General features: G+C 63.8%; 19 protein-coding genes, 1 tRNA gene and 1 pseudogene. 5 read left to right on the top strand and 16 right to left on the bottom strand.

Annotated elements, in window-relative coordinates; genetic code table 11:
• Window positions 1-7: 7 nt before the first annotated feature.
• The 3 genes from BRAS3843_RS32305 to BRAS3843_RS32295 are packed head-to-tail and all read right to left on the bottom strand — an operon-like array spanning window position 8 to window position 3,774.
• Window positions 8-1,528 carry an amino acid ABC transporter permease gene (locus tag BRAS3843_RS32305; RefSeq protein WP_008973421.1) on the bottom strand — a complete coding sequence of 507 codons (1,521 nt, stop codon included), beginning with the start codon at window positions 1,526-1,528 and terminating at the stop codon, window positions 8-10.
• Window positions 1,525-2,730 carry an ABC transporter permease subunit gene (locus BRAS3843_RS32300; protein WP_008973420.1) on the bottom strand — a complete coding sequence of 402 codons (1,206 nt, stop codon included), beginning with the start codon at window positions 2,728-2,730 and terminating at the stop codon, window positions 1,525-1,527. Before BRAS3843_RS32300 ends, BRAS3843_RS32305 begins: the two co-directional genes overlap by 4 nt.
• A 27-nt stretch (window positions 2,731-2,757) precedes the next feature.
• A complete protein-coding gene (locus BRAS3843_RS32295) occupies window positions 2,758-3,774 on the bottom strand; it encodes an amino acid ABC transporter substrate-binding protein (RefSeq protein WP_008973419.1) in 1,017 nt (338 codons plus the stop codon).
• A 303-nt stretch (window positions 3,775-4,077) separates the two neighbouring features.
• On the opposite strand from BRAS3843_RS32295, the gene metC reads away from it, so the two are divergent.
• The gene (gene metC, locus BRAS3843_RS32290; RefSeq protein ID WP_008973418.1) at window positions 4,078-5,268 is read left to right on the top strand and encodes a cystathionine beta-lyase; all 1,191 of its coding nucleotides are present in this window, start codon (window positions 4,078-4,080) and stop codon (window positions 5,266-5,268) included.
• Window positions 5,269-5,448: 180 nt separating this feature from the next.
• Window positions 5,449-7,047 (top strand): alkaline phosphatase family protein, encoded by a 1,599-nt coding sequence (locus BRAS3843_RS32285; RefSeq protein ID WP_008973417.1) that lies wholly within the window; start codon window positions 5,449-5,451, stop codon window positions 7,045-7,047.
• A gap of 125 nt (window positions 7,048-7,172) precedes the next feature.
• On the opposite strand, the gene BRAS3843_RS32280 is transcribed toward BRAS3843_RS32285, so the two are convergent.
• The 8 genes from BRAS3843_RS32280 to BRAS3843_RS32245 form a co-directional block, all read right to left on the bottom strand.
• Complete coding sequence (locus BRAS3843_RS32280; RefSeq protein ID WP_008973416.1) at window positions 7,173-8,204, bottom strand: hypothetical protein; 1,032 nt, start codon at window positions 8,202-8,204, stop codon at window positions 7,173-7,175.
• Window positions 8,205-8,383: 179 nt separating this feature from the next.
• Window positions 8,384-9,595, bottom strand: coding sequence for a cytochrome P450 (locus tag BRAS3843_RS32275; RefSeq protein WP_063710329.1), 1,212 nt, complete (start codon window positions 9,593-9,595; stop codon window positions 8,384-8,386).
• An 84-nt stretch (window positions 9,596-9,679) separates the two neighbouring features.
• Window positions 9,680-10,018 carry a lipid-A-disaccharide synthase N-terminal domain-containing protein gene (locus BRAS3843_RS32270; protein ID WP_008973414.1) on the bottom strand — a complete coding sequence of 113 codons (339 nt, stop codon included), beginning with the start codon at window positions 10,016-10,018 and terminating at the stop codon, window positions 9,680-9,682.
• A complete protein-coding gene (locus BRAS3843_RS32265) occupies window positions 10,012-10,791 on the bottom strand; it encodes a glycosyltransferase family 2 protein (RefSeq protein ID WP_008973413.1) in 780 nt (259 codons plus the stop codon). The genes BRAS3843_RS32270 and BRAS3843_RS32265 overlap by 7 nt, the downstream gene beginning before the upstream one ends.
• A gap of 121 nt (window positions 10,792-10,912) precedes the next feature.
• A complete protein-coding gene (locus tag BRAS3843_RS32260; RefSeq protein WP_008973412.1) occupies window positions 10,913-11,704 on the bottom strand; it encodes a phosphatase PAP2 family protein in 792 nt (263 codons plus the stop codon).
• The gene (locus BRAS3843_RS32255) at window positions 11,704-13,446 is read right to left on the bottom strand and encodes a glycosyltransferase family 39 protein (RefSeq protein WP_008973411.1); all 1,743 of its coding nucleotides are present in this window, start codon (window positions 13,444-13,446) and stop codon (window positions 11,704-11,706) included. The genes BRAS3843_RS32260 and BRAS3843_RS32255 overlap by 1 nt, the downstream gene beginning before the upstream one ends.
• Before the next feature lie 51 nt (window positions 13,447-13,497).
• Window positions 13,498-15,600: a penicillin-binding protein 1C gene (gene pbpC / locus BRAS3843_RS32250; protein ID WP_008973410.1), complete on the bottom strand. Its 2,103-nt coding sequence runs from the start codon at window positions 15,598-15,600 to the stop codon at window positions 13,498-13,500.
• Window positions 15,597-20,810 carry an alpha-2-macroglobulin gene (locus BRAS3843_RS32245; RefSeq protein ID WP_008973409.1) on the bottom strand — a complete coding sequence of 1,738 codons (5,214 nt, stop codon included), beginning with the start codon at window positions 20,808-20,810 and terminating at the stop codon, window positions 15,597-15,599. The genes pbpC and BRAS3843_RS32245 overlap by 4 nt, the downstream gene beginning before the upstream one ends.
• Before the next feature lie 466 nt (window positions 20,811-21,276).
• On the opposite strand from BRAS3843_RS32245, the gene BRAS3843_RS32240 reads away from it, so the two are divergent.
• Window positions 21,277-21,353: transfer RNA gene (locus tag BRAS3843_RS32240), tRNA-Arg, on the top strand.
• Between the two features lie 69 nt (window positions 21,354-21,422).
• Here the strand turns inward: BRAS3843_RS32240 and BRAS3843_RS42550 are convergent.
• Entirely contained in the window at window positions 21,423-21,554 is a 132-nt protein-coding gene (locus BRAS3843_RS42550) for a hypothetical protein (RefSeq protein ID WP_277996500.1), read from the bottom strand.
• Between BRAS3843_RS42550 and BRAS3843_RS32235 the strand changes: the two are divergent.
• A pseudogene (locus tag BRAS3843_RS32235) lies at window positions 21,535-21,962 on the top strand (VOC family protein). The gene BRAS3843_RS42550 and the pseudogene BRAS3843_RS32235 overlap by 20 nt on opposite strands.
• A 670-nt stretch (window positions 21,963-22,632) precedes the next feature.
• On the opposite strand, the gene BRAS3843_RS41050 reads toward BRAS3843_RS32235, so the two are convergent.
• From BRAS3843_RS41050 to BRAS3843_RS32225, 3 genes are all read right to left on the bottom strand, one after another.
• Entirely contained in the window at window positions 22,633-22,791 is a 159-nt protein-coding gene (locus BRAS3843_RS41050; RefSeq protein ID WP_008973403.1) for a hypothetical protein, read from the bottom strand.
• A gap of 145 nt (window positions 22,792-22,936) precedes the next feature.
• Complete coding sequence (locus BRAS3843_RS32230; RefSeq protein ID WP_008973402.1) at window positions 22,937-23,287, bottom strand: VOC family protein; 351 nt, start codon at window positions 23,285-23,287, stop codon at window positions 22,937-22,939.
• 339 nt (window positions 23,288-23,626) lie between these two features.
• Entirely contained in the window at window positions 23,627-24,097 is a 471-nt protein-coding gene (locus tag BRAS3843_RS32225) for a hypothetical protein (protein ID WP_008973401.1), read from the bottom strand.
• 269 nt (window positions 24,098-24,366) lie between these two features.
• On the opposite strand from BRAS3843_RS32225, the gene BRAS3843_RS32220 reads away from it, so the two are divergent.
• Entirely contained in the window at window positions 24,367-24,744 is a 378-nt protein-coding gene (locus tag BRAS3843_RS32220; RefSeq protein ID WP_008973400.1) for a hypothetical protein, read from the top strand.
• 197 nt (window positions 24,745-24,941) lie between these two features.
• Here BRAS3843_RS32220 and BRAS3843_RS32215 read toward each other — a convergent pair whose 3' ends face one another.
• Entirely contained in the window at window positions 24,942-25,526 is a 585-nt protein-coding gene (locus BRAS3843_RS32215; RefSeq protein ID WP_008973399.1) for a DoxX family protein, read from the bottom strand.
• Window positions 25,527-26,222 lie beyond the last annotated feature (696 nt).

Here is a 26,222-nt window from a genome sequence, read left to right as displayed (position 1 = left end):
GTGCTGCTCAATGGCGCCGGTGCGCATTCAACCGGCGCTCCACGAACAGCGCGTAGCGCGACATGCCGAAACAGAAGACGAAATAGATCATTCCCGTGAAGGCGAAGCCGGTAAAGGCGGTGGTCGGCGTGGCCCAGGTGGGATCGGAGAACGATGCACGCAAGCTGCCGAGCAGATCGAAGATCGCAACGATCGAGACCAGCGAGGTGTCCTTGAACAGCGAGATGAAGGAGCCGACCAGACCTGGAATGACATGGCGTAGCGCCTGCGGCAACACGATCAGGAAGGTCGTCTTGCTCCAGGACAGGCCGAGCGCGTTCGCGGCTTCGCCCTGGCCGCGCGGGATCGCCTGCAGACCGCCGCGGATGACCTCGGCCTGATAGGCGCCGGAGAACAGCGCGACGCCAATCAATGCACGGAGCAGTCCATCCACTGTCATGTTGCCGGGCAAGAACAGCGGCAGCATGTAGGTGGCGAAGAACAGCACCGTGATCAGCGGCACGCCGCGCCACAACTCGATGAAGGCGATCGAGAAGATCCGGATCAACGGAATCGTCGAGCGACGCCCGAGCGCCAGCGCAATCCCGATCGGCATCGAGGCGACGATACCGGTGATCGAGACCACGAGCGTGACCAGGAGCCCGCCCCACAGCCTGGTATCGACGATCTGGAGGCCGCCATGATCGAGCCCCATCACGCCGATCACGATCGCGATGCCGGCAAAGATGGCAAGGCATCTGGCCACCGCGCCCAAAGCGCGTCGGCCACCGCCGAGGACAAAGACCAACGCCGAAACGACGATGGCGGTCAGCACGAAATCGGTCCAGACCGGCTGATGCGAGTTCTGGATCTGCCCGCGCAGCCAAGTCAGCGGCGAGATCACCCAATCCGCAGCCATCCCGATCAGCACGATCAGTTCGCCGACGGCCCAGAACAGAATCCCGATCACCGGCGCGTTCGCGCCGGCCCGCTGCAACGCGCTGCCTGCGCTCTGGATGCTTTCGGTGAAGGTCGATAACAGGCTTGCGGTCCAGCTGACGCCGAAGCCGGACAGCCCGCCGCCATAGAGCAGGAAAAAAGCCACAACGGGCAAGGCAAGAAAGAACAGCCCCGCGTTCAGGCTTTTGGCGGGAATGCGCGGGATCAGCATCGGCACCAACAGAATGACGGCGAGCAGGAAGGTCAGATTGACCCGCCATCGTTCGGCCTCGGGATAGAAACCGTAGGTGAACTGGTTGATCTCGGCACCGATATAGGGCCAGCAGGCGCCGACCGCATGGCCGACATTCTGGGCCAGACAGGCGTCGCGATCCTTGCCCTGCCAGACAGCATCGACCAACAGGAACTGGACGGCCGGGACCACGGTGTACCAGATCAACGCCGCGCTGATGATCGTGAGCAGGACGTTGCTCGGCGAATTCAACATTCGCGTCCGGACAAAGCCGACCAAGCCGGTGGTCCTGACCGGCGCGCGCCGTTCGGGCACCAGTTCCTGACGCATGAAGTTGGATGCGGTGATATCGCTCATGCCCCGAGCCTCTTACCCAGTCGCCAGCCGTAGAAGCTCATGATCGCACTCGTGATCAGCGAGAGCAGGAGATACACGCCCATCGTGATCGCGATGATCTCGATCGCCTGCCCGGTCTGGCTCAGCGTAGTGCCCATGAACACCGAAACCAGTTCGGGATAGCCGATCGCAACGGCCAGCGACGAGTTCTTGGTGAGATTGAGATATTGATTGGTGAGCGGCGGCAGGATCACCCGCAGCGCCTGCGGAATCACGATCAGCCGCAACACCCGTCCGCGCGACAGGCCGAGCGAGACGCCCGCTTCCATCTGCCCCTTGTGCACCGACAGAATGCCGGCGCGCACGACTTCGGCGATGAAGGCCGCCGTATACATCGACAACGCCGCGGTCAGCGCGACGAATTCCGGAATGACGCGCGCCCCGCCGGCGAAGTTGAATCCCTTGAGAACCGGCACATCGAACTGGACCGGCTTGCCGAATACCAGCGCCGAGATCAACGGCAGCCCGATCAGGACGCCGATCACGTAAGGCCAGATCCGAACCGCATGCCCTTTCAGGAACAGCTCCCGGCGCGCATAGGTCCGCAGCGCCAGCGCGGCAATGATTGCGACGGCGAGCGCAATCACGAAAGGAAGAAGGCCCGGCTCGGCGATCGGCCAGGGGATGACCAGGCCGCGATTGTTCAGATAGAACGTCGAGAACACCGAGATGCTCTGTCGTGGTCCCGGCAGCGCCGCCAGCACGGCCAGATACCAGAACAGGATCTGGAACAGCACCGGCAGGTTGCGGATGATTTCGACATACGCGCCCGCGACGCGCGACAACAATCCGTTGGGCGACAGCCGGCCCAGCGCGACGATGAAGCCGATGATGGTCGCAAAGAAGATGCCGATCACCGACACCAGCAGCGTGTTGAGCAGCCCGACCAGGAACACGCGGGTGTAGGTGCTCGATCCTGAATACGGAATCAGGCTTTGGCTGACGTCAAAGCCTGCCGTGTTGTTGAGGAAGCCGAAGCCCGACGTGATGCGCTGGGCTTCCAGATTGGCGCGGGCATTGGCCACGATCTCGTAGCCAATCCACGCGAGCGTGGCGACGAACAGGATCTGCAGGGCGAAGCCGCTCCACCCTGCTTGGCCGCCCAATGCGCGCTTCAGGCGAAGCGCGTATTGCGGCGGAGGTAGCCTCGCTTCGATACTCATCGCCGCAGCCCCTTGACCACGCCGGTTTTAGCGGATCGGCGGTGCGTACTGGATTCCGCCCTTGTTCCAGAGCTGGTTCAGGCCGCGCGCGATCTGCAGCTTGGAGCCGGCGCCCACATTGCGGTCGAACGCCTCGCCGTAGTTGCCGACGGCCTTCACGATCCGGTACAGCCAGTCCTTGGTCAGGCCAAGCTGCTCACCGAGATTGCCGTCGGTGCCGAAAGCGCGCTTCATATCCGGCTTGTCCGACTTGGCCATCTCATCGAGGTTCTTCTGGGTGATCCCCATTTCCTCGGCGTCCACCATGGCGAACAACACCCATTTGACGATATCAAACCATTGGTCGTCGCCATGGCGCACCATCGGTCCGAGCGGCTCCTTGGAGATCACCTCGGGCAGCACGACGTGGTCAGCGGGAGTGGCGAGCTTCAGGCGCTCAGCGTAAAGCTGAGAGACGTCCGACGTGACGACGTCGCAGCGGCCGGATTCATAGGCCTTGAAGGTCTCGTCCGCACCCGCGAACGCAATCACCTCGTACTTCATGTTGTTGCCCTTGAAGTAGTCGGCGAGGTTCTGCTCGGTCGTGGTGCCGGTCTGCACGCAGACCGAGGCGCTGTTGAGCTCGAGCGCCGAGTTCACCTTCAGCGACTTCTTCACGAGGAAGCCCTGTCCGTCATAATAGGTCACGCCGGTGAAATTGGCGCCCAGCGACGTATCGCGCGACAGCGTCCAGGTCGTGTTGCGCGACAGCATGTCGATTTCGCCGGACTGCAGCGCGGTGAAACGGTCCTTGGCCGACAGCGGCACGAACTTGATCTTGGTCGGATCGTTGAAAATGGCCGCAGCGACGGCGCGGCAGATATCGACGTCCAGTCCGGTCCAATTGCCCTTGTCGTCCGGATTCGAGAACCCGGGCAGGCCCTGGCTGACGCCGCAGGACAGCATGCCCCGGTCCTTGACCGTCTTGAGCGTGTCGGCGTGGGCGCCGGGGCTCGCGAGCGCGGTGGCGAGGGCAAAGGTGAAAGCCAGAGAGACGCGTTTCATGGGCAGAGCCTTTCGAGGGTCGTCCTTGAGCGTTGATGCCTCACTCATGTCAAACGGGGCCGACCGGGAATCCGCCACTGCAAACGCCATACCAAGATATGGCATTATCGATGCAGAATGGACCGGAAATCGCGGCAAGCCCCTCAACATGCAGCGATGGAATAGCGGCGGCATCACAGAACGACTGGCCTGCCGGGTCAAGGGGTTGACGCCCCTCTTCTGCATTCTGTTATTAACAATCCTGACCTTGAGGGATTCCTGTCACCGAGACGACGGGCAAAAAAAGGCGGCAACGGCAAACGCATGGCATCTTCAAACGACGGCGCTGCGGTGCCACAACAGGTTGAAACCCGGCTGGTGACGGCAGGCCGCAATGCAAAAGCACAGCACGGATTCGTCAATCCGCCGGTCGTCCATGGTTCCACGGTCCTCTACCCGACGGCGGAGGATCTCCACGCCCATCGCGGCGAATTCCAATATGGCAGGCACGGCACGCCCACCACGAAGGCGCTGCAAGAGACGCTGATGGCCCTGGAGGGGCCGCAATGCGCCGGCGTCGGCCTCGCGCCATCGGGGCTTGCGGCGATCTCCACCACCCTGCTCGCGGTGCTCAAGGCCGGCGATCATCTCCTGGTCTGCGACAATGTCTACCGACCCACGCGCAATTTCTGCACCGGCCTGCTGGCGCGCTATGGCGTCGAGACCGACTATTTCGATCCCACCATCGGCACAGGAATTGAGCAATTGCTCAAGCCGAATACACGCGCGGTGCTTGTGGAAGCGCCCGGCTCCCAATCGTTCGAGATGCCGGATATTCCGGCGATCGCCGCGGTCGCGCATGCGCATGACGCGCTGGTGATCGACGACAACACCTGGGCAACCCCGCTCTATCATCGCTCGCTCGAGCAGGGCGTCGACATCAGCATGCAGGCCGCCACCAAATATATCGGCGGCCACTCCGACATTATGTTCGGCACGATTTCGGCGAACGCCAAGGCGTGGCCGATGATCTCGGAGGCGATCCGGCTGCTTGGCGTCTGCGCCGGGCCCGATGATGTTTTCCTGGCCCTGCGCGGGCTGCGCACGCTCGGCGTCCGCCTCGCCCAACATTATCGCTCCGGGCTCGAGATGGCACGCTGGCTCGCCACGCGCCCGGAGGTCACGCGGGTGTTGCATCCGGCCTTGGAAAGCGACCCGGGACACGCGATCTGGAAGCGCGACTTCACCGGCGCCTCCGGGCTGTTCAGCATCGTGCTGCAGCCGAAGCGGCAAGCTGCGGTCGATGCGCTGCTCGACACGCTCACTTTGTTCGGCATGGGCTATTCCTGGGGCGGCTTTGAGAGCCTCGCCATTCCGTTCGACTGCACGAGCTATCGCACGGCGACGCGGTGGGCTCCGCAAGGCCCGACCCTGCGGCTGCATATCGGGCTGGAGAATGTCGAGGATCTGAAGGCCGATCTCGATCGCGGCTTTGCCGCGTTCAACGCCGCCTAGCGCGCGCAGCCAGCGGACTTAACGGAGCATCGCGCGCGACGTTCGGTACCAAAGATAGGTCGTAAGATTCGACTGAAGTCATGCAAAGCATGAAACGGTCATGACACCATCATGGCGGCTTCATATCAGCGTCGTGTTGGCTGCGATATCGGAGGACCCTCAATCTTAGGGAGGGTCACAATGAATCGGTTTGGAAAGCTCGCAGCCGCCGCATTACTGGCATCGACGGCACTCACGACGGCAGTACGCGCCGACTCGGACGACCATGGTCACGGCCCCGTCAAGCATGTGCTGCTGATCAGCGTCGACGGCATGCATGAGGTCGACCTGCAGACCTATGTCAAAAGCCACCCTGCTTCGACGTTCGCCAAGCTGCTGCGGCACGGGCTGCACTACGCCAATGCGCACACCTCGCGCCCGTCGGATTCATTTCCTGGACTATTGGCCTTCATGACGGGCGCCTCGCCGAAAAAGCATGGCGTGTTTTATGACGACACCTATGACCACACGCTTTATCCGCCCGGAAGCAACTGCCAGGGTCAGCCGGGCACTGAAGCCACCTATTTCGAAGCGCTCGACTATGATCTGAGCCAGCTCGACGGCGGCGGACCGGCGGGCTCCGACCACATCAATCCGGCCAATCTGCCCATGCGCAAGGTCGGCACCACTTGCCAGGTCGTGTATCCGCACCAGTACCTGAGGAACGACACCACGACCATCATGGAAGTGATCCATGCCGCGGGCTTGCGCACCGCCTGGTCGGACAAGCACCCGGCCTATGAGATCATCAGCGGTCCCTCCGGCAAGGGCCTCGACGAGCTCTATGCGCCCGAGATCAATTCGACCACTGTCCTCGCCCTCGCCCCGCAGCTCGTTCCGACGCCTCAGGCCGGCGACGACTGGACCGTGAACCCGGTCTACACGCGCTACTACGACAACCTGAAAGTCACCGCGGTCCTGAACTGGATCAAAGGCCTCGATCATACCGGAGCAAACAAGGTCGGCGTGCCGGCGATCTTCGGCATGAATTTCCAGGCCGTCAGCGTCGGTCAGAAGGTGACCGCCGACGGCTACACCGACGCGAACGGCACGCCGAGCGCGCAGCTCGAACTCTCGCTCGACTTCGTCGACAGCTCACTTGGTCAGATGCTGACCGAACTGGACAAGCAGCATCTCACGGACAGCACCCTGGTGATCGTCGGTGCGAAGCATGGGCAGTCGCCGATCGATCTGAGCCAGCTCCACATGCTCAAGGGCAGCACCAATCCGAAGCTGCTGCCCGGCCATGCCGACGTGGTCGACCCGGTCGACCTCTTGACCGCAGGGGGCATCAGCGTGGCGCAGGAGACCGCCGATGACGTCTCGCTGATCTGGCTCGCCGATCAGACCCAGACCAAGAAGGCCGTCAGCATCCTCGAGAACGATCGGGTTTTCCTGAATCAGGCCAAAATCGAGAAGATCTATGCCGGCGACGAGCTGGAAGACAAGTTCGGCAACCCGGCCCAGGGCCGCACGCCTGATATCATCATCCAGCCGATCCATGGCACGATCTACAGCGGCAGCAAGAAGAAGATCGCCGAGCATGGCGGCTTCACCGACGATGACACCCACGTCCTGCTGGTGCTTGCCAACCCGCACTTCGAAGGCGGCACCGTCGACGAAAAGGTCGAGAACAAGCAGGTCGCGCCGACGATCCTGCGTGCGCTCGGTCTTGACGCCAACAAGCTGAAGGGTGCCCGCGCAGAGCACACGTCGGCCCTGCCCGGCTTCGACCGCTGACGCCGACGGCACCGGCTTGAAATCGACGGCGCCCGGATCCTCCCGGGCGCCGTTTGCCTGTAACGAGACGAATGAGCCCGGCCAACTCCGAAAAGCGGGCGATCGCGTCGAATGACGCTGCGAGACTAATCGCTGCCGTCCTGGTCGGCCCTTCCTCGCAGGGAGTTCAAGAATTTCAGCGCGGCGTCGCGCGTCTCGGGAGAGTTGAGGATTCCGAGATGGGAGGTGGCGAGCACCGGGTCGAATTGCCCCTGGCCGACAAGGTCGATGGTCTCGGCACCGGCGAGACCGGCACTGCCGGTGAAATCATGCGGCTTGCCGTCGCGGTCCTCGGCGGGAACGCCCGGAAGCACGCCGTCGGGCAGGCTGTTGTAGACGAAGTCGGGTGATCCCGGCTTGTTGCGGATGACCAGGTACCGTGTGGGACCGGGCGTCTCGCCCGCGGCATTCAGGACATTGAGCAACTGCGTGTGGTCGGAGCCGTATTCGTCGCAGACCGCGCTGCTCGGTGTGAAGCCACCGCCGCTCGGCAATTGATAGAAGTTGCCCGGGTTGGGCGAGCAATCAATGATGCCGTGATTGGGTCCATCTATCGCCACCAAGGCGCGGACCTTGCGGTAGGCATTGTCCTGCAGCATCCATTCGCGCGCGACGGTGACCCCGAGGCTGTGGGCGACGATGTCGACGCGCTTGGCGCCCGTGAAATCGAGCACCGCCTTGACGAATTCGCGCAGCATCGGCACGGCCGCTGCCGTGGTGTGCGAGATGCCTGAGCGATGGGTATTATCCTGTGCCAGGTCGCACTGATCGCCTTGATAGCCCAGACCCCAGAGCTCGCTGGGATGGTAGCCGCGATCCAGGAATGATTGCGCGAAGGCCTGCATGCGACCGAATGGATTGCAGGCGGTCGGGAACGGCGTGTCGTTGTTGCCGTGGAGGAAGATGACCGGAACGTGCTCGACCCGGCCGATCTCGGAGCCGAAGCCAATCGCCGGCTGTCCCAGGTAGAAATTCCGGATCACCGGGAAGCGGTCGGGAAACGTCGTGCCAATCGTGACGCTCTTGCCTGGCGAACCGGCGTTCGCCGATCCCCCCGCGCCGAGTTGCAGCAAAATACCGGCGATGACCGCAATGCAGAGATAGTATTTTCTGGTCATGGTCTCCCCCACAATTATGTCTCATCCTGTCGCGCCCGCATGCGTGCTTGCGAACAATTTCAAGGACAAGATCTCTGGATTTTTTGGTAGTCGACGAACAACGATACAAAACATTCTGAAATTGGCAAAGTCCGACGGACGGACGCAGATGCCGCCGAACCAAAGCTGCCAAAGGGCACTCATTTCATCTGGACCGCGACGGGGAGCTTTTCGATCGCCCTGAGACCGGGCCGCGGGCGCCAACGAACCTGGTCCGGAGGCACGGCCAATTGCAATTTCGGCCAGCGCTTGAACAGCGCCTCCAGCGCGCATTTGCCCTCGATGCGGGCGAGTTGATGGCCCAGGCAGAAATGGATACCGGTGCCGAACGACAGATGATGGTTGGGCTTGCGCGCGAGATCGAGCTTCTCGGGGTGCTGATTGGCATCAGGATCCATGTTGGCCGCCGCCAGCATGGCCATGATCTTGTCGCCCTGCTTCAGCCTGGCGCCGCCGAGATCGATGTCGGTCTTGACGATGCGCGGCTTGGTGAACTGAACCGGCGCGACGAAACGCAAGAACTCCTCGATTGCCAGATTGACGCGGCTCCAATCCTCCTCGAGCCAATCGCGCAAGGCAGGGTCCTTGGTCAGCTCGTAGACCGATCCGCTGATCAGATGCGTGGTGGTCTCTGATCCGGCCCCGAGCAGGAGAAAGACCATCGCCACCATCTCATCGCTGCTGATGCGGCCGCCCTCCTGTTCGACGCGAACCAGCTCCGCGATCAAGCCTTCACCGCCGGTGTCGCGTGCAATCCGCAAGCGGCCTTCCAGGTAGCGTTTCATCGGCCCCAGGCCGGCGATCATTTTGACAAAGCTGAGCATTCCGCTCAGACGGGTGAGGCTGTTCGCCCACGCGATGAACCGCGGCCGGTCGGCGCGCGGCAAGCCCAGCAGCTCAAAGATCACCGACAACGGCAGTTTCCGCGCATAGCGCTCGACCAGATCGGCTGGCTTTCCTTCAGCAAACAACTCCGCCGCAAGCTCGTCGGCCAAGGCGAAGATCCGTGGTTCCATATCGAGAATCGCACGCCGACGAAACGCTTCGTCGACGATGCCACGCAGACGGGTATGGTCCGGCTCGTCCATGCTCAGCATGTTGAGCGTCAGCGTGCGCAGCGACGGCGGCATCCACCAGCGCTGACCGGCGACTTTGCCGTTCTGGCGCATCGTGAAGGTGTCGTTGTCCTTGAGAACGCGAACGGCCAGATCGTTGGTCGTGGTGATCCAAGTCTCGCCTACGATCGGGAAATGCACTTTCACGATCGGACCGGCCGCTCGCAACTTTGCGAGGCTTACAGCGGGGTCGCGAAGATAAGCGTCGCTTCTGAAATCCACGCGCATCGGTTCCACTCCTCGGCAACCCCAGCCAAGACGTGGTTATTGATGATTACGATCTCAATGTTCCCGCATACAGACCGCGGGTCCGCGCAGGCGCTAACTGCTCAGCGTCTGCGATTCCTTCTGACGGCTTTTGAAGATCAGCATCACGTTGCGGATATAGATGATGTTCGACAGAAGCTGGCCGAAGATGATGACCGGCTCGCGCTTCACCAGGCCGTAGATCAGCGTCATGACGCCGCCGCCGATCGAGAAGAACCAGAATGCAAGTGGCACCACGCTTTTGCCAGCGCGCTCGCTTGCGATCCATTGCACCAGGAAGCGCGCCGCGAATGCGAGCTGCGCCGCGAGGCCGAAAGCCAGCCAGAAGTCGAACTTGGCGACAAAGATGTCGTAGATGTAGTTGCTCAGCGCCTGTCCGTACTGGATCAGCATCGATTCACCTCGGTCGCGATCGGCGTGGGCTTCTTGCGGCGGATCAGCCACCAGACGCCGAAGAGATCCATGATCCCGATCCACAGCCGGTCGAAGAAGCCGTAATTCGACACGCCCGAACGGCGCGGACGGTCGATGACATCGACATAGGCGATCTCGAACCCTTCCCGGCGCACCAGGGCCGGCAAGAAGCGGTGGAGGCCGTCGAAATAGGGCATCATCAGGAACACGTCGCGGCGAAACGCCTTCAGGCCGCAGCCGGTGTCGCGGGTGCCGTCATGGAGCACGGCGTTGCGGATCCGATTGGCGAGACGCGATTGCAGCTTCTTGAAGCCGGTGTCCTTGCGCCCGACGCGCTGGCCGGCGGCAAGGCCGACCTGCGCCCCACCCTTTTCAATCGCCGCGATCAGATCGGGCAGGAACGCTGGATCATTCTGGCCGTCGCCGTCCAGCGTCGCGACGATGACGCCGTGGGCCGCGCGCACACCGCTACGCACGGCAGCGGATTGACCGGTCGACTGCTCATGGCTGACCACGCGGAGATTCGCCCGCCGCGTCATCTCGTCAGCGAGGCGCTCGGCAGTGGCGTCGGTCGAGCCGTCGTTGACATAGACGATCTCGTAGGCCCAGAGCCCGTCCAGCGCGCCCGCGATCTCGGCAATCAACGGCGCAATGTTGCCCGCCTCGTTCCGCACGGGAACGACAATGGAGACGGAGACGGGCAAGGGATGGTCGGAAGACGGCAAATCGGCGCTCGTGATGGGAGGGGTCAATCGGGGCGGGCTCCGCCCGGCCTCCCGCGGGGGCTTCTTATGGGGCTCCAGGCCGCCTCGCAACCCTTTTGAGACCGCCGGACGCTGTCGAGATCGGGTTTACAGCGGTAGCGCTCCCGGTTCAGCGCGGGACAATCTGGCCGCCTTCACCGACAGCAAAGCCAAGCTGGCGTGCCGCAAACCAGTACCGCACCAGCATGGCGCCGATGAGGCCCACCAGAGCGCCGCCGACCACATCGCTCGGATGATGCGCGAGCAGCACCAGCCGGCTCAGCGCGATTGCCACAGCATAGAGATACATGGGCATCCGCAGCCGCGGCCATACCGCGGCCATAGCAAAGGCCAGCGCGAAAGCGGTCACGGCATGGGCCGACGGCAGGCTGAAATAGGCCTCGGTGCCGTTGAACGGCTGAAAATTGAAGGCGTTCGCCTTGCCGCCCACAAAGGGCCGACCACGACCGATGATCCATTTCAGGGGCTGGGCACAGAGGATCGGGATCAACACGGCCAGAAACAGATATTGAAGATGCGTCCCGAGATGCAACAGGCGGCTGCGCGAGCCCTGCGGCCGGAGCGGCACCGCCAACACCACCAGGATCAGCGCGGCTGCGAGAATCCCGAGCACATATTCGTCCTTGCCGAAATCGGTGAAGATCCGGACCGGCCAGAGGCCGGGCGTGCCGCGCGGCGGCATCGATTGGATCGCGGTCACGTCGAAGGTGAACATCAGGAGCAGCATCAGGCCGATGGTCATCCCGCTCAGTGCGAACAGCTGGCGCACGAGGCGTTGCGCAGCTTCTTGCTTATGCGACGCCTGCGGCGGACGCACCAGCTGCGCCAGCCCCGGCCCAACAACGGCAACGAGCTGCGAGCCATAGCCAGGCGCCTTGGTTCCGCTCTCGGGAACGGCCATCACTCGGTGCCTTCCGAGCGGAAGATCGAGATGGTGACCGGACGTCCTTGCGAGATGTTGTAGCCGTCGATGCGCTTGGCCACGTTGTAGCGCAATCCGATCGCTTCGGCGCGCTGCACGAAGCTGCGCTCGGAGCGTTGCTCGACCAGCGCAAAGCGGCAGGTGCCTTGGCTGAGGAAATCGGCAGCGCCTGAGCCGTCCGTCAGCAAGGTCCCGGTGCCCGCCATGAACACGAGGCTCGGCTCCTGGAAACCGGCAGCAGCGGCCTTCGGACCAACGCAGACCACGTTGCGCAAGGCGCGCGCAATCTCGGCGCTAGGGAATAACGGGGTCAGTGCCGGCAGCACCACGCCGTACACGGCGAAAGCGAGAAACATGGCGGAGACCGCCGCATTCAATAGCGACCGTTCGGCGCGCCCATCCTCATACAGCCACCATGCGAACAGGCCGAAAATGAGCGCGGCCGCAACAAATGGCCAAGCCAGAAACACCGGCTGCCGCGTCACGGTGATGGCGCCGATCACGGCGACGAGCGAGGTGATCGCCGGAATCCCAAACCACCAGGCAGCGCCCCTCCGGAGCCAGCCCCGGGACAGCACGCGTCGCTCCAGCGCACCGACGGTGAGGATCGCGATCGCCGGATACAGCGGCAGCACGTAATGCGGCAGCTTGGTCAGCACGGCCTCGAACACAATCCAGGACGGAACGAGCCACGCCAGCAGGAACTGCGCGCCGGGCTCCCGACGCGCTCGCCAGACCGCCGGGGCCGCCATCGCTGCCAATGGCGCACCCGGCCAGAATGTGATCCAGAACAACAGCAGGTAAACCCCGGGCGGCGCGCCATGGGATTCCTGGGCCGCCAACTTGCTCAGCATGTCGCCGCCGACGGAGTCGGTGAAGAAGGTCTCGCCGGCCCGCAACGTGATGAGGATGAACCAGGGCAGCACCAGCACCAGCATCCACATCAGCCCCCACAGCGGGCGCAGCCGCCACAGCCACGAGGCGCCCCGATCCACGATCGCAAGCGCGACGATGGCAAGGCCTGCGAACATCAGGATCAGCGGCCCCTTGATCAGGACGCCCGCGGCAAGCGCGGTCCAGAAGATCGCGGGCCAGCTCCACGGCGGACGCTCGGGATCCTCCCCGCGCTGCCATGACAGATAGACCCGAGCCAGCGCGCCCATCGCGGCCACGACAGTCAGCAGCAACATCGCGTCGGTCTTGGCGAGCCGCGCCTCGACCCCTAGCAGAACCGAGCAGCCCAGCATCAGCGCTGCCAACACTGCGCCGCGGCGGGTGACGAAGGCGAGCCCCGTCCAGTAGGTCAGAAGCACAGCGCCGATTGCGCCGATCAGGGATGGAATCCGATAGATCCAGATGCGCAACTGCGCCCGTGGCAGGCCAAGTGCAGAGGCCGTCTCCACCGCGGCCGATTGCAACCAGTAGATGCCGACCGGCTTTTTGTAGCGCACGTCGTCCTGAAAGCGGATGTCGACATAATCGCCGGTCTCCACCATCTGCTTGGTCGCCTGCGCGAAGCGGGCCTCGTCGCGATCGACGGGCGGAATGGTGAAGAAGCCCGGCAGGAACAAGAGCAGTCCGCAGACGAGCAGGAACGCCACGGCCCGGACGTGGCTGACCGTGACGACGTCGAGCAACCGTGCCAGCCTGTTTCCTGGATTGACCAGGTTCTTCGGCTCACGGGGCTCTCCAAAACGGGGACGGGCATAGGTCTCGACCATGGGGTTCCGCATACGCTGAAACCACCATGTCGACAACCGCTTAGCGCGAGGTCACTGAATTCTGACCACAACTGTGTCCGCAGCGCCGGTGGCGTCGATGACAGTCAGGCGCGCAAAACCCGGCCCAGGGGGATCGATCAGGCGCTGGCGGCGGCTGTCGATCTCGCCGACCGCAAGTCCATTGACCAGCATGGTGATCGGTAGCACGCCACCGGAAACCTTGACGGGCATCGCGGCAGCATCCGAGCCATTGGCTCGATCGACGTCGATCCGCGATCCATTCAACGGGAACTGGATATGGGGCGCCTGTTCCGCACCGGCTCGGACCAGTTCCCCGAACGGCCGGAACCGGCGCAACGGCAGCGGCAACTTGGAATTGCCGGCGACCAGCGTCCCCTTTGGGGGCCTGGGAAGTGCCGCGGGCAACTTGCCGGTTCGGGCAAACGCATCGAACAGGATGGGCGCCGCGGCGACGCGCCCGATCAGCCCGGGAACCGGCGCGCCATCAGGACGCCCGACCCAAACGCCAATCGTGACCCGGCCGTCGAAACCGACCGACCAAGCATCGCGGTAGCCGTAGCTGGTGCCGGTCTTGAAGGCGATGCGGCCACGTGCCGCATTATCAGGCGGAGGTGTTCCCAACAGCACGTTGCCGACCTGCCAGGCCGCGGCCGCGTCCATCAACCGCATGGGCTCGCGAGCGTCGTCCTTGAGCATGATCTCGCGCAGCGGTCTGGCACTGCCAAGCCGTGGAAATCCGGAATAGAGCTGCGCGAGATCCTGCAGCGTGACGCCGACGCCGCCGAGGCCCATCGCAAGGCCCGGCGCTTCGTCCTTCGGCAGGACGAGATTGGCGCCGGCCTGCTTCAGCCGCGCCGACAGCCGGCTTGCGCCAACCCGATCGAGCAGCACGATGGCCGGCACATTCAACGACAGCTGCAGTGCTTTGCGCACCGGCACCGTGCCCTGATAGGTCATGTCGAAATTTTCCGGCGCATAAGAGCCGAAGCGCACCGGCCGGTCGTCGATCAGGCTCTCCGGATGCACGAAGCCGTCCTCGAAGGCCAACCCATAGATGAACGGCTTCAAGGTCGATCCCGGCGAGCGCACCGCGCGCGTCATGTCGACCTGCCCTGCCCTGCGCGGATCGAAATAGTCGGCCGAGCCGACATGGGCGAGCACGTCGCCGCTGTCATTGTCGACCACGATGATGCCGACCGAGATGTTCGGCCCCAGGCTCGCGGCGCGATCATGCGCAAGCGGCTCGAGCACTTTCTGCAGACCGGCATCGAGCGTCAGCTTGATCACCGCTTGGTCCTTGACCGCAGCGGCGGCTTGGTCGGCTGCATGCGGCGCCAATATCGGCATCGGGTGGCGCAGGCGTGGGACGGGTTGCGCCTTCGCTTGTAAGGCATCCTCTTCGGACACGACATGCTCGGAGACCATGCGGTCGAGCACGCGGTCGCGGCCTTTCTTGGCGGCCTCCGGGTAACGGTCAAGCCGGCGCGTCTCGGGCGACTGCGGCAGCGCGACCAGGAGCGCGGCCTCGGCCAGCGACAGCCGCTTCGGCTCCTTGCCGAAATAGGCGATCGAGGCAGCGCGAATGCCTTCGAGATTGCCGCCATACGGCGCGAGCGTGAGATAGAGATCGAGGATCTCGTCCTTGCTCATCTCGCGCTCGATATCCAGCGCCCGCACGATCTGGCGCAGCTTGAAATGCAGCGAGCGATGCTGCCGCGGCTCGATCAGCCGCGCCAGCTGCATCGTGATGGTCGAGCCGCCGGAGACGATATGGCCGCTCGTACCAAGCTGAACCGCGGCCCGCGCCAGCGCCTTGGGATCGACACCATGATGGTCGAAGAAGCGTTGATCCTCATAAGCAAGCAAGAGCTTGAGATAGGTGGGGTCGACCTCCTTTTTGGCGTCGACCGGCAGCCGCCAGCGGCCATCGGCCATCGCATAGGCGCGCAGCAGCTTGCCGTTGCGGTCGACGATGGTGGTGGAGACGGCGCGCGCCTCCTGCAGCGGCAACGGGCCGAGCGAGACGATCCAGGCGGCGCAGGTCGTCACAGCGACGAGCAGCAGGGCCGCGGCTGTCGCCGCAAGACGCCCGACCCGCCGCTTCGTCTTGCCGCTGGTTACACCTTCGCTCATTTCGCCGCGCGAACCTCCACCGAGCCCGTGCCGGTGCGACCATAGCGCGACGGGTTGTACATGTCCTCAACATAGGCTTGCGGCAGCACATACTTCCCAGGCGAGACCGCGCGCACGACGTAGGCGACCGTGAACACGGCTTTCGCGTCGGCGGCGCGGTCGAGCGCAGCCGAGAAGCGGTCGTCACGGAACTCGGTGTTGACGGGCTCCTGACCGTCCTCGATCCAGTCGAGGGTTCCACTGTCGCCCGACGACACCAGATGCGGATTGTCGATCTCGAAGCCTGCAGGGAGATAGTCCGACACCATGATGTGGCCGAACTCCGGCTTGGCCTCGGTGATCTTAAGCACCACCGCGAAGCGGTCGTTCTGTTTGGCCTTGCTGACGTCGGCCGGCTTGCTGTCAAGCGTGTAGTAGCTGCGCTCGATCTTGAAGCCGTTCGCGGCTGCAGGCTCCGGCGTCAGCGGCGAACCCGAGACCGAGACCACCGCCTGCACCGGCGCGTTACCGGTGTTGGTGACCTTGAGCGGCTGGCCCACCATCTCCGCGGCACGATAGCTGCGGTAGAGCGCGGTCTTCACCGCCTGGCCGTTAACATCAAGCGCAAGCGCCTCCTTGGCGAGCGCCCGCGCGGCCAGCACCAGCCACGCATTCTCCTGCGTCGAGGTATAGGGCGTGAGCCCGCGCGCCGCTTCGACCCGCATCACGGCCTGGGTCAACGTCGCCTTCGGCGCATTGCCCTCGCCTGCCAGCGACACCAGCGCCGCGGCATCGCGCAGGTCCGAGCCGTAATCGCTGCGGCCGAACACCAACGCAGGCTTCGGCGACAGGCTGTCGGCTGCGGCTGCATAGACCCGCTCGGCGCGGGCGCGGTCGCCGACCAGCGCCAGTGCGGCAGCAAGCTGCGACTTCGCAATCGGCGTGGCGAGGTTGTTCAGCTTGGTGTCGGCGAGATAGCGCAGATCACCGATCGGCGCCACGCCATTGCGTGCGAGCACATAGAGGCCGTAGGCGAGATCGCGGCCGCCCGTTTTCTCCGGCTCGTCGGCATTGACCACCGAGTTCCTGACGCGGTCGAGCGCGCTCTTGAACAGCACGTCCGGCACCGCAAAGCCCTTTTCGCGGGCACGGGTCAGAAAATCCGTGACATAGGCGTCGAGCCAGGGATCATCGCCGCCCGCCGACCACAGGCCGAACGAGCCGTTCGAACCCTGGCGCGCCAACAACCGATCGATCGCATCGCGGATGCGTTGATCGATCTCGGTGTCCATGGCGAGATGCGCACCGGCCGCGAGCTCGTTGACATAGAGCAGCGGCATCGCCCGGCTGGTGATCTGCTCCGAGCAGCCATGCGGATAACGATCGAGCGCCTTGAGGATCGTTGCCGCATCGAGCGCGCTCGACAGGCTCGCCGACAGCGACACCGTGCCGGTGCCCGGGACGAGATCGGAGAACATGTCTGACGAGAGTGTCAGGCTCTCGCCTTTGGCGAGCGTGCGGATCGAGCGCCGCGCCAGCACCTGGGTCGCCGGCTTGACGTCGAGCTGATAATGCCGCGCCAGCGTTAGCCCGTTCGGCCCCTTGATGTCGACGTCGAACTGCCCAGTGCCAGTACCGCTGGCATCGAGGCCCAGCGTCGCCGAGCTGCGCTGCTTGGCCGCGAGCTTCATCGTCACGCTGGCATTGCCGGCGACCTTCACCGGCCCGTTCGCCTTCACCGCGATCGTGTAATCACCGGGGGCGCCCTCGACATTGTCGAGATCGAAGGACAGCGTGCCGTGATCCCCGTGCAGCAGGAAGCGCGGCAGGGTCGCAGTCAGCACCACCGGATCGCGCACGGTGACGTCGGTCACCGCACGGCCGAGCTTGGTCGCGGTCCACGCCACCGCCATGACGCGCGCGGTTCCCGCAAACTCAGGAATATCGAACGCGATCTCCGCGCTGCCGTCGGGGCCGACCGTCACGATGCCCGAATAGAGCGCGAGCGGCTTTTGCGTTGGCGGGCTGCCCTGCAGCTCGGCGCCTCCGGCATCGCCGCCGGTCTTGATCTGGCCGCGGCCGCCCTGCATGCCGTCGATCAGCTGGCCATAGAGATCACGGATCTCGGCCGAGAGCTGGCGCTGGCCGAGATAATAATCGTCCGGTGCCGGCGACTTGTAGTTGGTGAGGTTGAGAATGCCGACATCGACCGCCGCCACCACGATCTTGGCGTCCTCGCCGGGATTGAGACCGCCGAGCTTCACCGGAATCTTCAACGTCGAGCCCGGCCGCACCAGCGACGGCGGCGCCAGGTTCACGGCGAGCGTGCGTGTCGATTTGTCGATGCCAAACCATTTCAGCCCGATGGCGCGACCTGGCATGCGCTGCGCGGCCGTATCGAGCGGCCGGCGCAACGTGGCCACGATATAGGCGCCCGTGCCCCAATCCTTGCCGACCACGAGCTTGACCTGGTTGGTGCCTTCCTTGACGTCGGCGCTCTGGGTGCTGAGCAGCCGGTCGCCGACCACGTTGACGGTCAGCTTGCCGGCAGTGCGCGCATTCACCGTGACGACCATGGTGTCGCCGGACTGATATTGCGGCTTGTCGATCGAGGTCTCCAACAGATCCGGCGTATCGGCGTTGCCATCGGAATACCAGCCGACGTCGAATTGCACTGAGGTGATCGGGCCGTCGGCATCCGCCGACTTCAGGTCGAGCCTGTAGCGGCCGGCCTCCGGCTGGAAGCTCAGCCGCGTCGGCCTGTCAGCCGCGATGCTGACATCGCCATCAGCGACCCGGCGGGTCGACTTCACCGGCTCGTAGTCCCAATAGGAATTCTGCCGGTACCATTGATAGCGCGACTCGATCTTCAAGAGCTCATAGCGCAAGCCGCTGCGCGCCAGGGTCTTGCCCTCGGGCGAGACGAATACGACGTCGAAATCGGCTTTCTCGCCCTCTCCAACGTTCTTGTCGGCAAACAGCGGCTTCACGCCGATCTGCGCGGCGTTCGCAGCGATCGGCAGCGTGAGCTTGCGCTCGACCGCGCGGCCGCCGGTCTCCGCCATGCGGATGAAGATCTGGGCTTCCTGCGGGCGGGTCGAGGTCGGCGGCTTCGGCAGGCTGACCGGGAAGCTCGCGGCGCCCTTGTCGTCGGTCTCAGGCAGATTCTCGATCGGGGTGCGTTCGTTGGAGGCCGTCTCCTCGTCGGCGACGCCGAACTGATAGCCGGCAAAGCCCGGCCGCTCGGCCGCGGTCGTGACCAGCATGTCGCCTTCGAGCTGCAGGCTGGACGCCAGCGCGCCATAGAGGAAATGACCGTCGACCTTGAGCTCGACCGGAGCGTCGGCCTTGATCATCTTGTCTTTCGACGAGACGTCGAACTCCAGCCGCTCCGGGATATAGTCCTCGACCATGAAGGTGGTCTCGCCGACCGACGATCCCTTCGGGTCGGTGAAGGCGCGGACGCGCCAGGTGCCGGACGGCACGGCGGAGTTGAGCGGCAGGGCGAGCGAGCGGCCGCCGGCGCCCTGATCGGGCAGCACGGCGCGGCGGAATTCGACGCCGTCGGGCCGCTCGACCACGAGTGTGAGTGGGCTGCCGGTCAGCGCATTGCCCTGCCCGTCGCGCAACAGCGCCGTGAGGTACACGGTCTCGTTGGAACGGTAGACGCCGCGCTCGGCATAGACGAAGGCATCAGGGCCTGACGGCGCCTCGCGCCCGGCGACACCGCGATCGGAAAGATCAAAGGCTGACGTCTTCAGGCTGAGGAAGGCATAGTCGGCCTTCTCCCCCGATACGGTTAGCATGGCCGGCGAAAGGCCGCCCTCACCGCGCGCCAAGCCCGTCTCGAACAGCGCGTGACCGGCGTTGTCGGTCTTGCGGGTGGCGAGGATCTCGTTGTTGCGCGCGATCAGCCGCACCTCGACGCGCGCCACCGGATCGGTCGAGGCCAGCGAGTTGACGAAGACGTGGATGCCATCATTGCCGGAGAAGGCGGCGACGCCAAGGTCGGAGACGATGAACCATTGCGTGGCAAGCTGGCCGTCCTCGTCGCTCGTCGCTGTCGGGCCTTTCGGCGCCGCGGTCATCACATAGACACCGGGTTGCAGCTCGCCGATCGCCTCGTCGACTGGAAATGCCGTGGTGACGTCCTGGTTCAGCGTCATGGCGGTCGCAAGCTCGCCTGACCACACCTTCATGCCGCGCTCGTTGCCGAGATCCGAGAGCTGATAGCTCGACAGCGGCCGCTGGAAGTCGCTGTCGATGACGGTGTTGATCAGGTTGCGGTCGCCGATCCGGAACACGTTGATGTTGACCGCCGGCGTGTTGACGCTGACCAGCGGAATGCCCTTCTGCCCGGTGCGCGGCAGCACATAGGCCTTGCCGGTGAAGCGCACGAAGGGCTTGCGGTCGCGGACATAGACGTTGAACTCGGCGGATTTCGGCAAAGCCTCCTTCACGGTCGACGGCAGGCCGGCGCGCAGATTGATATTGTAGCGCTCGCCGTGCTTCAGGCCTTCGACGCAGAGCTGCTTATCCTCCGAGGTCAGCGCCGGCTTGTCGGTGCCGGCCAGCGCCACGAAGGGGGTGAAATCGGTCCGCTTGGCGAGAGCCTCGGAGAATTGAAAGCAAGCGCGCGGGCTCGCGGAGTCCGAATCCACGGTGTAGTCGAGCAGGCGGAAGCCGTGCTCGTCGCGCAGCCGTTCGTACTGGCCCCTGACATCAGCGACCTCGCGCAGGTCGAGCGACAGGCGCAGTGCATCGAGCGCCGGCCGCCAAAGCTTGCGATCGGCCATGGTGCGGCCGATCATGGCCAGCGCATCGGCCTCCTCGCCAGCATTTCCGGCGTGCTGATAGGCGATATAGGCGGCGGTCGAGGCGCGCTCCAGCAGGAAAGTCTGCTCGCTGGTGGTGGCCGGCTTGATCTGGAAGACGATGGTGCGAGCCAGCCGCAGCCAGTTGGCGGCATCGTCGGGCGCGGTCGTCGCGATCTGGCCCAGGATCTGCAGGCCGCTGCGGAAATCATTGCGGCGGAATGCCGCGTCGGCATCGTTGCGCAACGTCGCCACCGGCTTGTTGACCGGTCCCGCCTCGCTCTTGATCTGCGCCTCTAGCTTGATCGCGGCGTCAGCGAGATCGTCCCGCTTGAACGCCTTCTCGGCCGCGGAAGCCGAAGCAAGACCGAGCGCCAGCGCGATGCAGAGGGCGGCGGCGCGAACCAGACCGATCATGGGAAAACTCCTTCGGACGCACAGACGGGCGTCCGCGCTGTTGCCGATTCGTGGCGAGGATGGGCGCGGAATGGTGACAGGCTGATGGCAGGGGATGCCGACTGGCGGCCCGTGGCCGGACACGGCCAGGTTCGCCTCGCACAATTGAATTGAGGCGAGAGCTGCGCGACGGCCCTCTTCTCCCTTTTTCCCCTTCGCAGCGAAGCGGAGCGGCGGCGAGGGTTCGGGGAGCCGTCCGGTCTCCAACAGCAGTGCGATTGACATGACGTTCCGCCGAAAGCCTTTTGCCGGGTTGGCCGGCCCCGTGGCATACCGGGGACACGTGGCCGCATGACTCCCTGCCCCGCTTTGTCGCCGCAACATCAATTCCGGTTCGGATCATCTTGGCGAACGGGCCAATTTTTCATATAGCGGTGGTATTCAAGCTGGCGCGGCGGAGTCGCCCGTCGTCGCCGGCGTTCAGAATGGTCCCGTAGCTCAACTGGATAGAGTAGCGGATTTCTACTCCGCGGGTTGCAGGTTCGAGTCCTGCCGGGATCGCCACACCCCCTACTCCTCCCATCCGAGCTTGCTCGACGATTCGGCCCACGGCATCGCTCTTTGATCCCGGCCTCAGCGCATTTTTTCAAGCATCGTGTCGGAGATCAGGAACTCCGAACGTCCTACGTTCGCGATCCGGCTCCAATACGATGGGCCGCCAAGACATCCCAAACAAGGGGCAAACATGCCGAAAATGATCTTCATCAACCTTCCCGTGACCGACCTGGCCGCTGCGACACGCTTTTACGAGGCGATCGGCTGCACCAGAATGCTCAGTTCAGCAGCGACGGGGCTTCATGCATGGTCTGGTCCGATACCATCACCTTTCAACTCCTGACGCGCGCCACTTACGCCACATTCAGCCCCAAGCCGATTGCGGACGCGCACACGACGAGTGCCGCGCTGTTTGCGATTTCCTGCGACGGCCTCCAGGACGTCGACGCGATCGTCGAAGCGGCAGTCTCGGCCGGCGGAAAAGGCGACATCCGCGATCGTCAAGACCACGGGTTCATGTATGGGCGAACCTTCGAGGATCCGGACGGCAACATATTCGAGCCTATCTGGATGGACCCCGCCGGAATGGCGGCCGAGCCGGCGATACAAGGCAGCTGACCCCACAGGCCCGACCAGCGGGAATGGCCGCCCGGCCCCTCCGTGTCAGCGCGGCCTGGACGAAACCGAATCCAGACCGGACGACATCATTTTCCGGCCTGGACGAAAACCAATTGAAACGGGCGCGGTGCACCGTGCCTTCGTTTATTAACCCTGGAGTTTGGTCATGTCCGCGCTCCTGAATTTCATCTTTGAATCCTATTTCCTGACTTACTTGGCTCAATTCCCGGAGCTCGATCCTGATCGCATGAGCGCAGAGCATTGAGAGCGGCAACGCGTCCCGGTACGTATGATCGCTCCCTCATTAAGCTTTTCGCTTCAGCTTAACGGCATCTGCAAATTGACGATCGCGCCTTCTTCAGCCACGCCGATGCGAGCTGGAGAATTAGCATGATCGAACTTGCTGTGTTCGCCGCAGTCAGCTGTGCAGTTGGCGCGCTAGCGGTGGCCATCTACGAGCGGCGACAAGACGTGCTGCATGGGCCATATATCGAGAGGCACCCTGGCCGTCGGAGCGCGAACAAGGCTCGTCGGTGGATGCGCATCATCCGCCATTTCGTCGCCCCGTCGACCTGAGGCCCAGATTCGGGCTGATCGCCGAAATCCGGCTTGGGACCATCTGCCTTGTCTCACCCTCGCTGTGAACGACCCTCGCCGGCTTATCCGTTCGTTAGAAGAAGCCTGCGCTCAGATCGAGACCGTAGCTGGCCAAGAGCAGCGAGATCGCCAATCCCGCCAGGCCGAAGATTAAGAGAATCTTCAGCGTCTCGCTGGCGCCGACAATAGTCTCCGAGACGCGGGAAAAAGCTCGAACGATTGCAGCAGCCATTGCCTTGGTCTCCGGGGAGGACACAGCGCCTCACTACCACGACGTCAGTCGTGCCCGCTGTGAAGTAGTTCACGCGGCAGCCGAATTGAACCTTCACGAGATCGCGACAGGCCAGCGGGCGATGAGTTTCGTTCGCGTCACCGCATCACGCGTGAGCGAGGATGTTGACCAACCGGCCAAACGGGTCACGAACAAAGAAGCGGCGTACGCCCCATGGCTCCGCTGCCGGTCCGTATACGATGGCAATGCCTGCCTGTGCGACCCGTTCAAGCACGTCGTCAAGATCATCCACTTCGATCGACAGGTCCGGCACATCGGCGCCGGAGCCTCCCTCGGAGGCGATGCTCAGCTGCGCCAGGGACATCGCGTCGCTGGCGAAAGTCACGATCCAACCGAGATCCATCACCACATCCATTCCGAGGATGTCGCTGTAAAATGCCTTCGCCGCTTCAGGCCGCCCGCTCTTGATATTTGCGACGACACGTTTGACTGCCATCGGAGACAGTTCTCCTCGAGAAAGCCGTCACCTTATCACGGTCGCGATCAGCGCCCGCGAGCAGGTTCGCCAACAGGCGCAAAGCAGCCTTCAGCCCGCCAGATGACGCGCTGCGATGAAGACCACGGTTGTGCACACCGCCATCGCTGAGAACAGACCGGCGACGCTCCGCGTCAGCCGGGCACGGGACAGATGCCTGGCCATTTCAAATCTCCGCCACTGTGGAGAGTTAATGGACCTAAAGCTCCGCAGTTCCTCGATGGCCCGTATTGGCTCCCCCGCGCTGAGCCCGGATAAGCGCAGCGACGCCCCAGGACGACTGCGAACCGGCGCCCGCGGTCAGTCCTGATTCAAGGACAGGCTGATACGGGTAACGATATCATCCCAGGCACGCTCTTCGGCCGCCGGATAGTTGATCAGGACGCAGTGGACGAAATCATGTGAAAAATTGCAGCGGTTGTACCAGACGATGCCGCCCCTGGTGCTCGATACCGCGAAGAAGCGCGGCGTGATCCTCTTATATTGGATGTGGTCGGGCGGGTTCTTCTTGGCGAGAAAGGCGGCCGGTGAATCGTGTGCGGCGTTCGGCGCCGATTGGATCGTGAGGCTGGCGCGGCCGTCGGCGGTCTGAAAACGCTCTCCATAGCCGTCCGGTCGCCCCGCCGGTTCGCTGAAGATCGAGGATGGAATGTCGACCGACGTGCCGGTCTCCGGAATTTTATAGGTGGTCCAGCGCGCGGGTTGCGCCTGCGAAGACCCGCTGACGCCGGCCAGGATGAGCAGAGCGGTCGCGGCGAGGATCAGTTTCATGGCGCAGTCCCAGTCCGAAAAGTGACGGCGCACGTTAGCGCGACTTCGCGACGTTCCGAAGGCGAAGCCCGCTCCCGTGCCGACCGACGGACAAACGCGCCCTCCTATCAGCAGTTCCGGACATCGTGGTCGGGCTGGCGAAACCCTCGATGCCATCGAACCTGGCCTGGGTCGCAGATACCAATAAGGACGCGGAACTCCATTGGGGAGCACGGGTTTACGTGCATCCGACATGCAACACGCCTGTCGCAACGGAGGAGGAGAAGCAAATGTCCATTCGAAATGCTCCGGTGCTCGGCCGAACGGCCGTGATCACCTCAGTGATGGCCCTGACGCTCGGCGCACTGGCGCCGACGCATGCGGATGCAAGGCCCCGGCATTGGCATGGTGGAGGCGCGGCTGCAGCGGCGGCCGCTGTCGGCGCGATTGGCTTCGGACTTGCGGCCGCGGCGGCCCGCGACTCCTACGCCTACGACTACGGCGGGCCAGCCTATGTCGACGGTCCGGTCTACTATGGCGAGCCAACCTATTACAGCGGGCCAGCCTACTACGGCTATTACCGCGCCGGCCACTATCCCTATCAGCGCTACGGCGGCGATAGCCCCTACGCCTACTGCGCGCAAGGCACGACCTGGAATTGCCAGTAGGCGACACCGGCCGAACGCGCGGGTCACCCGGGCGCGGCCTGGGACCGCGTCTCAATCCGCCAGATGGACTGGGCCGGTATGCCGGCATACCGGGCCAGTCTCTGTCTGCCTTGTGCGATCGTGCGACGGAATTGCGCCCGAACTGCCGCTAGGGCTTGACTTGAGGTTGAGCTAAGACGTTGAGCTAAGACTTTGAACTAAGACTTGAGCTCAGCCGCGGTGTCGTCACGTTGAACGGCAGCCGACGCCTTCGGCGGAGTGATCTTGCCCAACAGCCAAGTATCGACCGCGAATGGCCCGCTGCCGCCGAGCACCAGCCCAACAAGACAGGCCAGGTAGAGGAGATCGGTCTCGTAGCCAGGCTGACCAAATCGTGCGCCGTCAGGCGTAATCGCCTGCAGCTTGATCGAGGAAAAGCCGTACTGCAGATGCACCGTGAAGATCGCGACAAGCAGGACGATCGCCATCGGAATGCTGATCAGCGGGACCAGGGCTCCCAGAGCGATGCAGATTCCGCCGATGATCTCAGTTGCGATCGTCAACAAGGCCATGAATTTCGCGGCCGGTAAACCCAGCGCATGCAACAGGCCGGTGAAGTTGTCAGTGCCGCGCAAGAGTTTCGCGAACCCATGTTCGGCGAAGCCGTATCCCACGATCAACCGAAGCGGGATTGGCGCCCACCGGGCAATTCCGGACGACATGAGGTCCTGCAGGACGGAAACGATCCGGCCAATATGACGGTTGCGACCTTGAGCGCTGTGCGAGGCATCTGACATCACCATGGGCTTTTCTCTTCTTGTTGGAGCGTAGGCCGATCGGAGCACGATGCTGCTCGTGCTTTTCGGTCAGCTTCTTGCTCTTCGTCGGAGAGTTCGCCTCGTTACCAGCGCGCCATCACGATTTCGCCGCCTCGCGGCGTCGTGAGCGATTGTCCACGGAAGGAGCGACCTAGGCGAATGTTGGCGCCAAAGAAACATTCATTTGGCCAGTCAAAAATCGCTTCGCTCGATGCCGATCGTGACTCCGCCGCGCTGCTGCCCCTCCATGGTCCGCCTCAGCTCTGAACCCACAGCAGTAGCGCTGCAGTAGCGAGCAACGGCGCAAGCCCTGCGGCGACCGCGATCCAGAACCCGTATTCTCGGAATTTGTCCATGGCCTGACAACGCGGGTCGGTGAGACCGGTTGCTCACCCTGCCCCGTGCCACGCGGCGAGCACAACAAGCCCGACTTCGCCTCGCTTGTGGCGCTCGCGAGCCGCAATTGGATTGCATATTGGAAGGCGCTCAATTCGAAACCGATCGCAGCTTCGCTCGTATCCTCGTTGCGCACGTGCGTTGTCAGACAAGGCTGTGACATCGTGACCAAGATCCAGGACGCGCCGGAGCGCCAGACTGCGACCGCCGAGCCTCGGTGCCCGAACTGCACCGCTCCGCCACGGCTCCGCCATATCTTGCTTGATCCGCGCCGTGGCCGAACCG

This window comes from Bradyrhizobium sp. STM 3843 (assembly GCF_000239815.1).
Taxonomy (GTDB): Bacteria; Pseudomonadota; Alphaproteobacteria; order Rhizobiales; family Xanthobacteraceae; genus Bradyrhizobium.
Note: the sequence above shows the minus strand (reverse complement) of the source record. Positions and strands in the feature narration are given on the sequence as shown.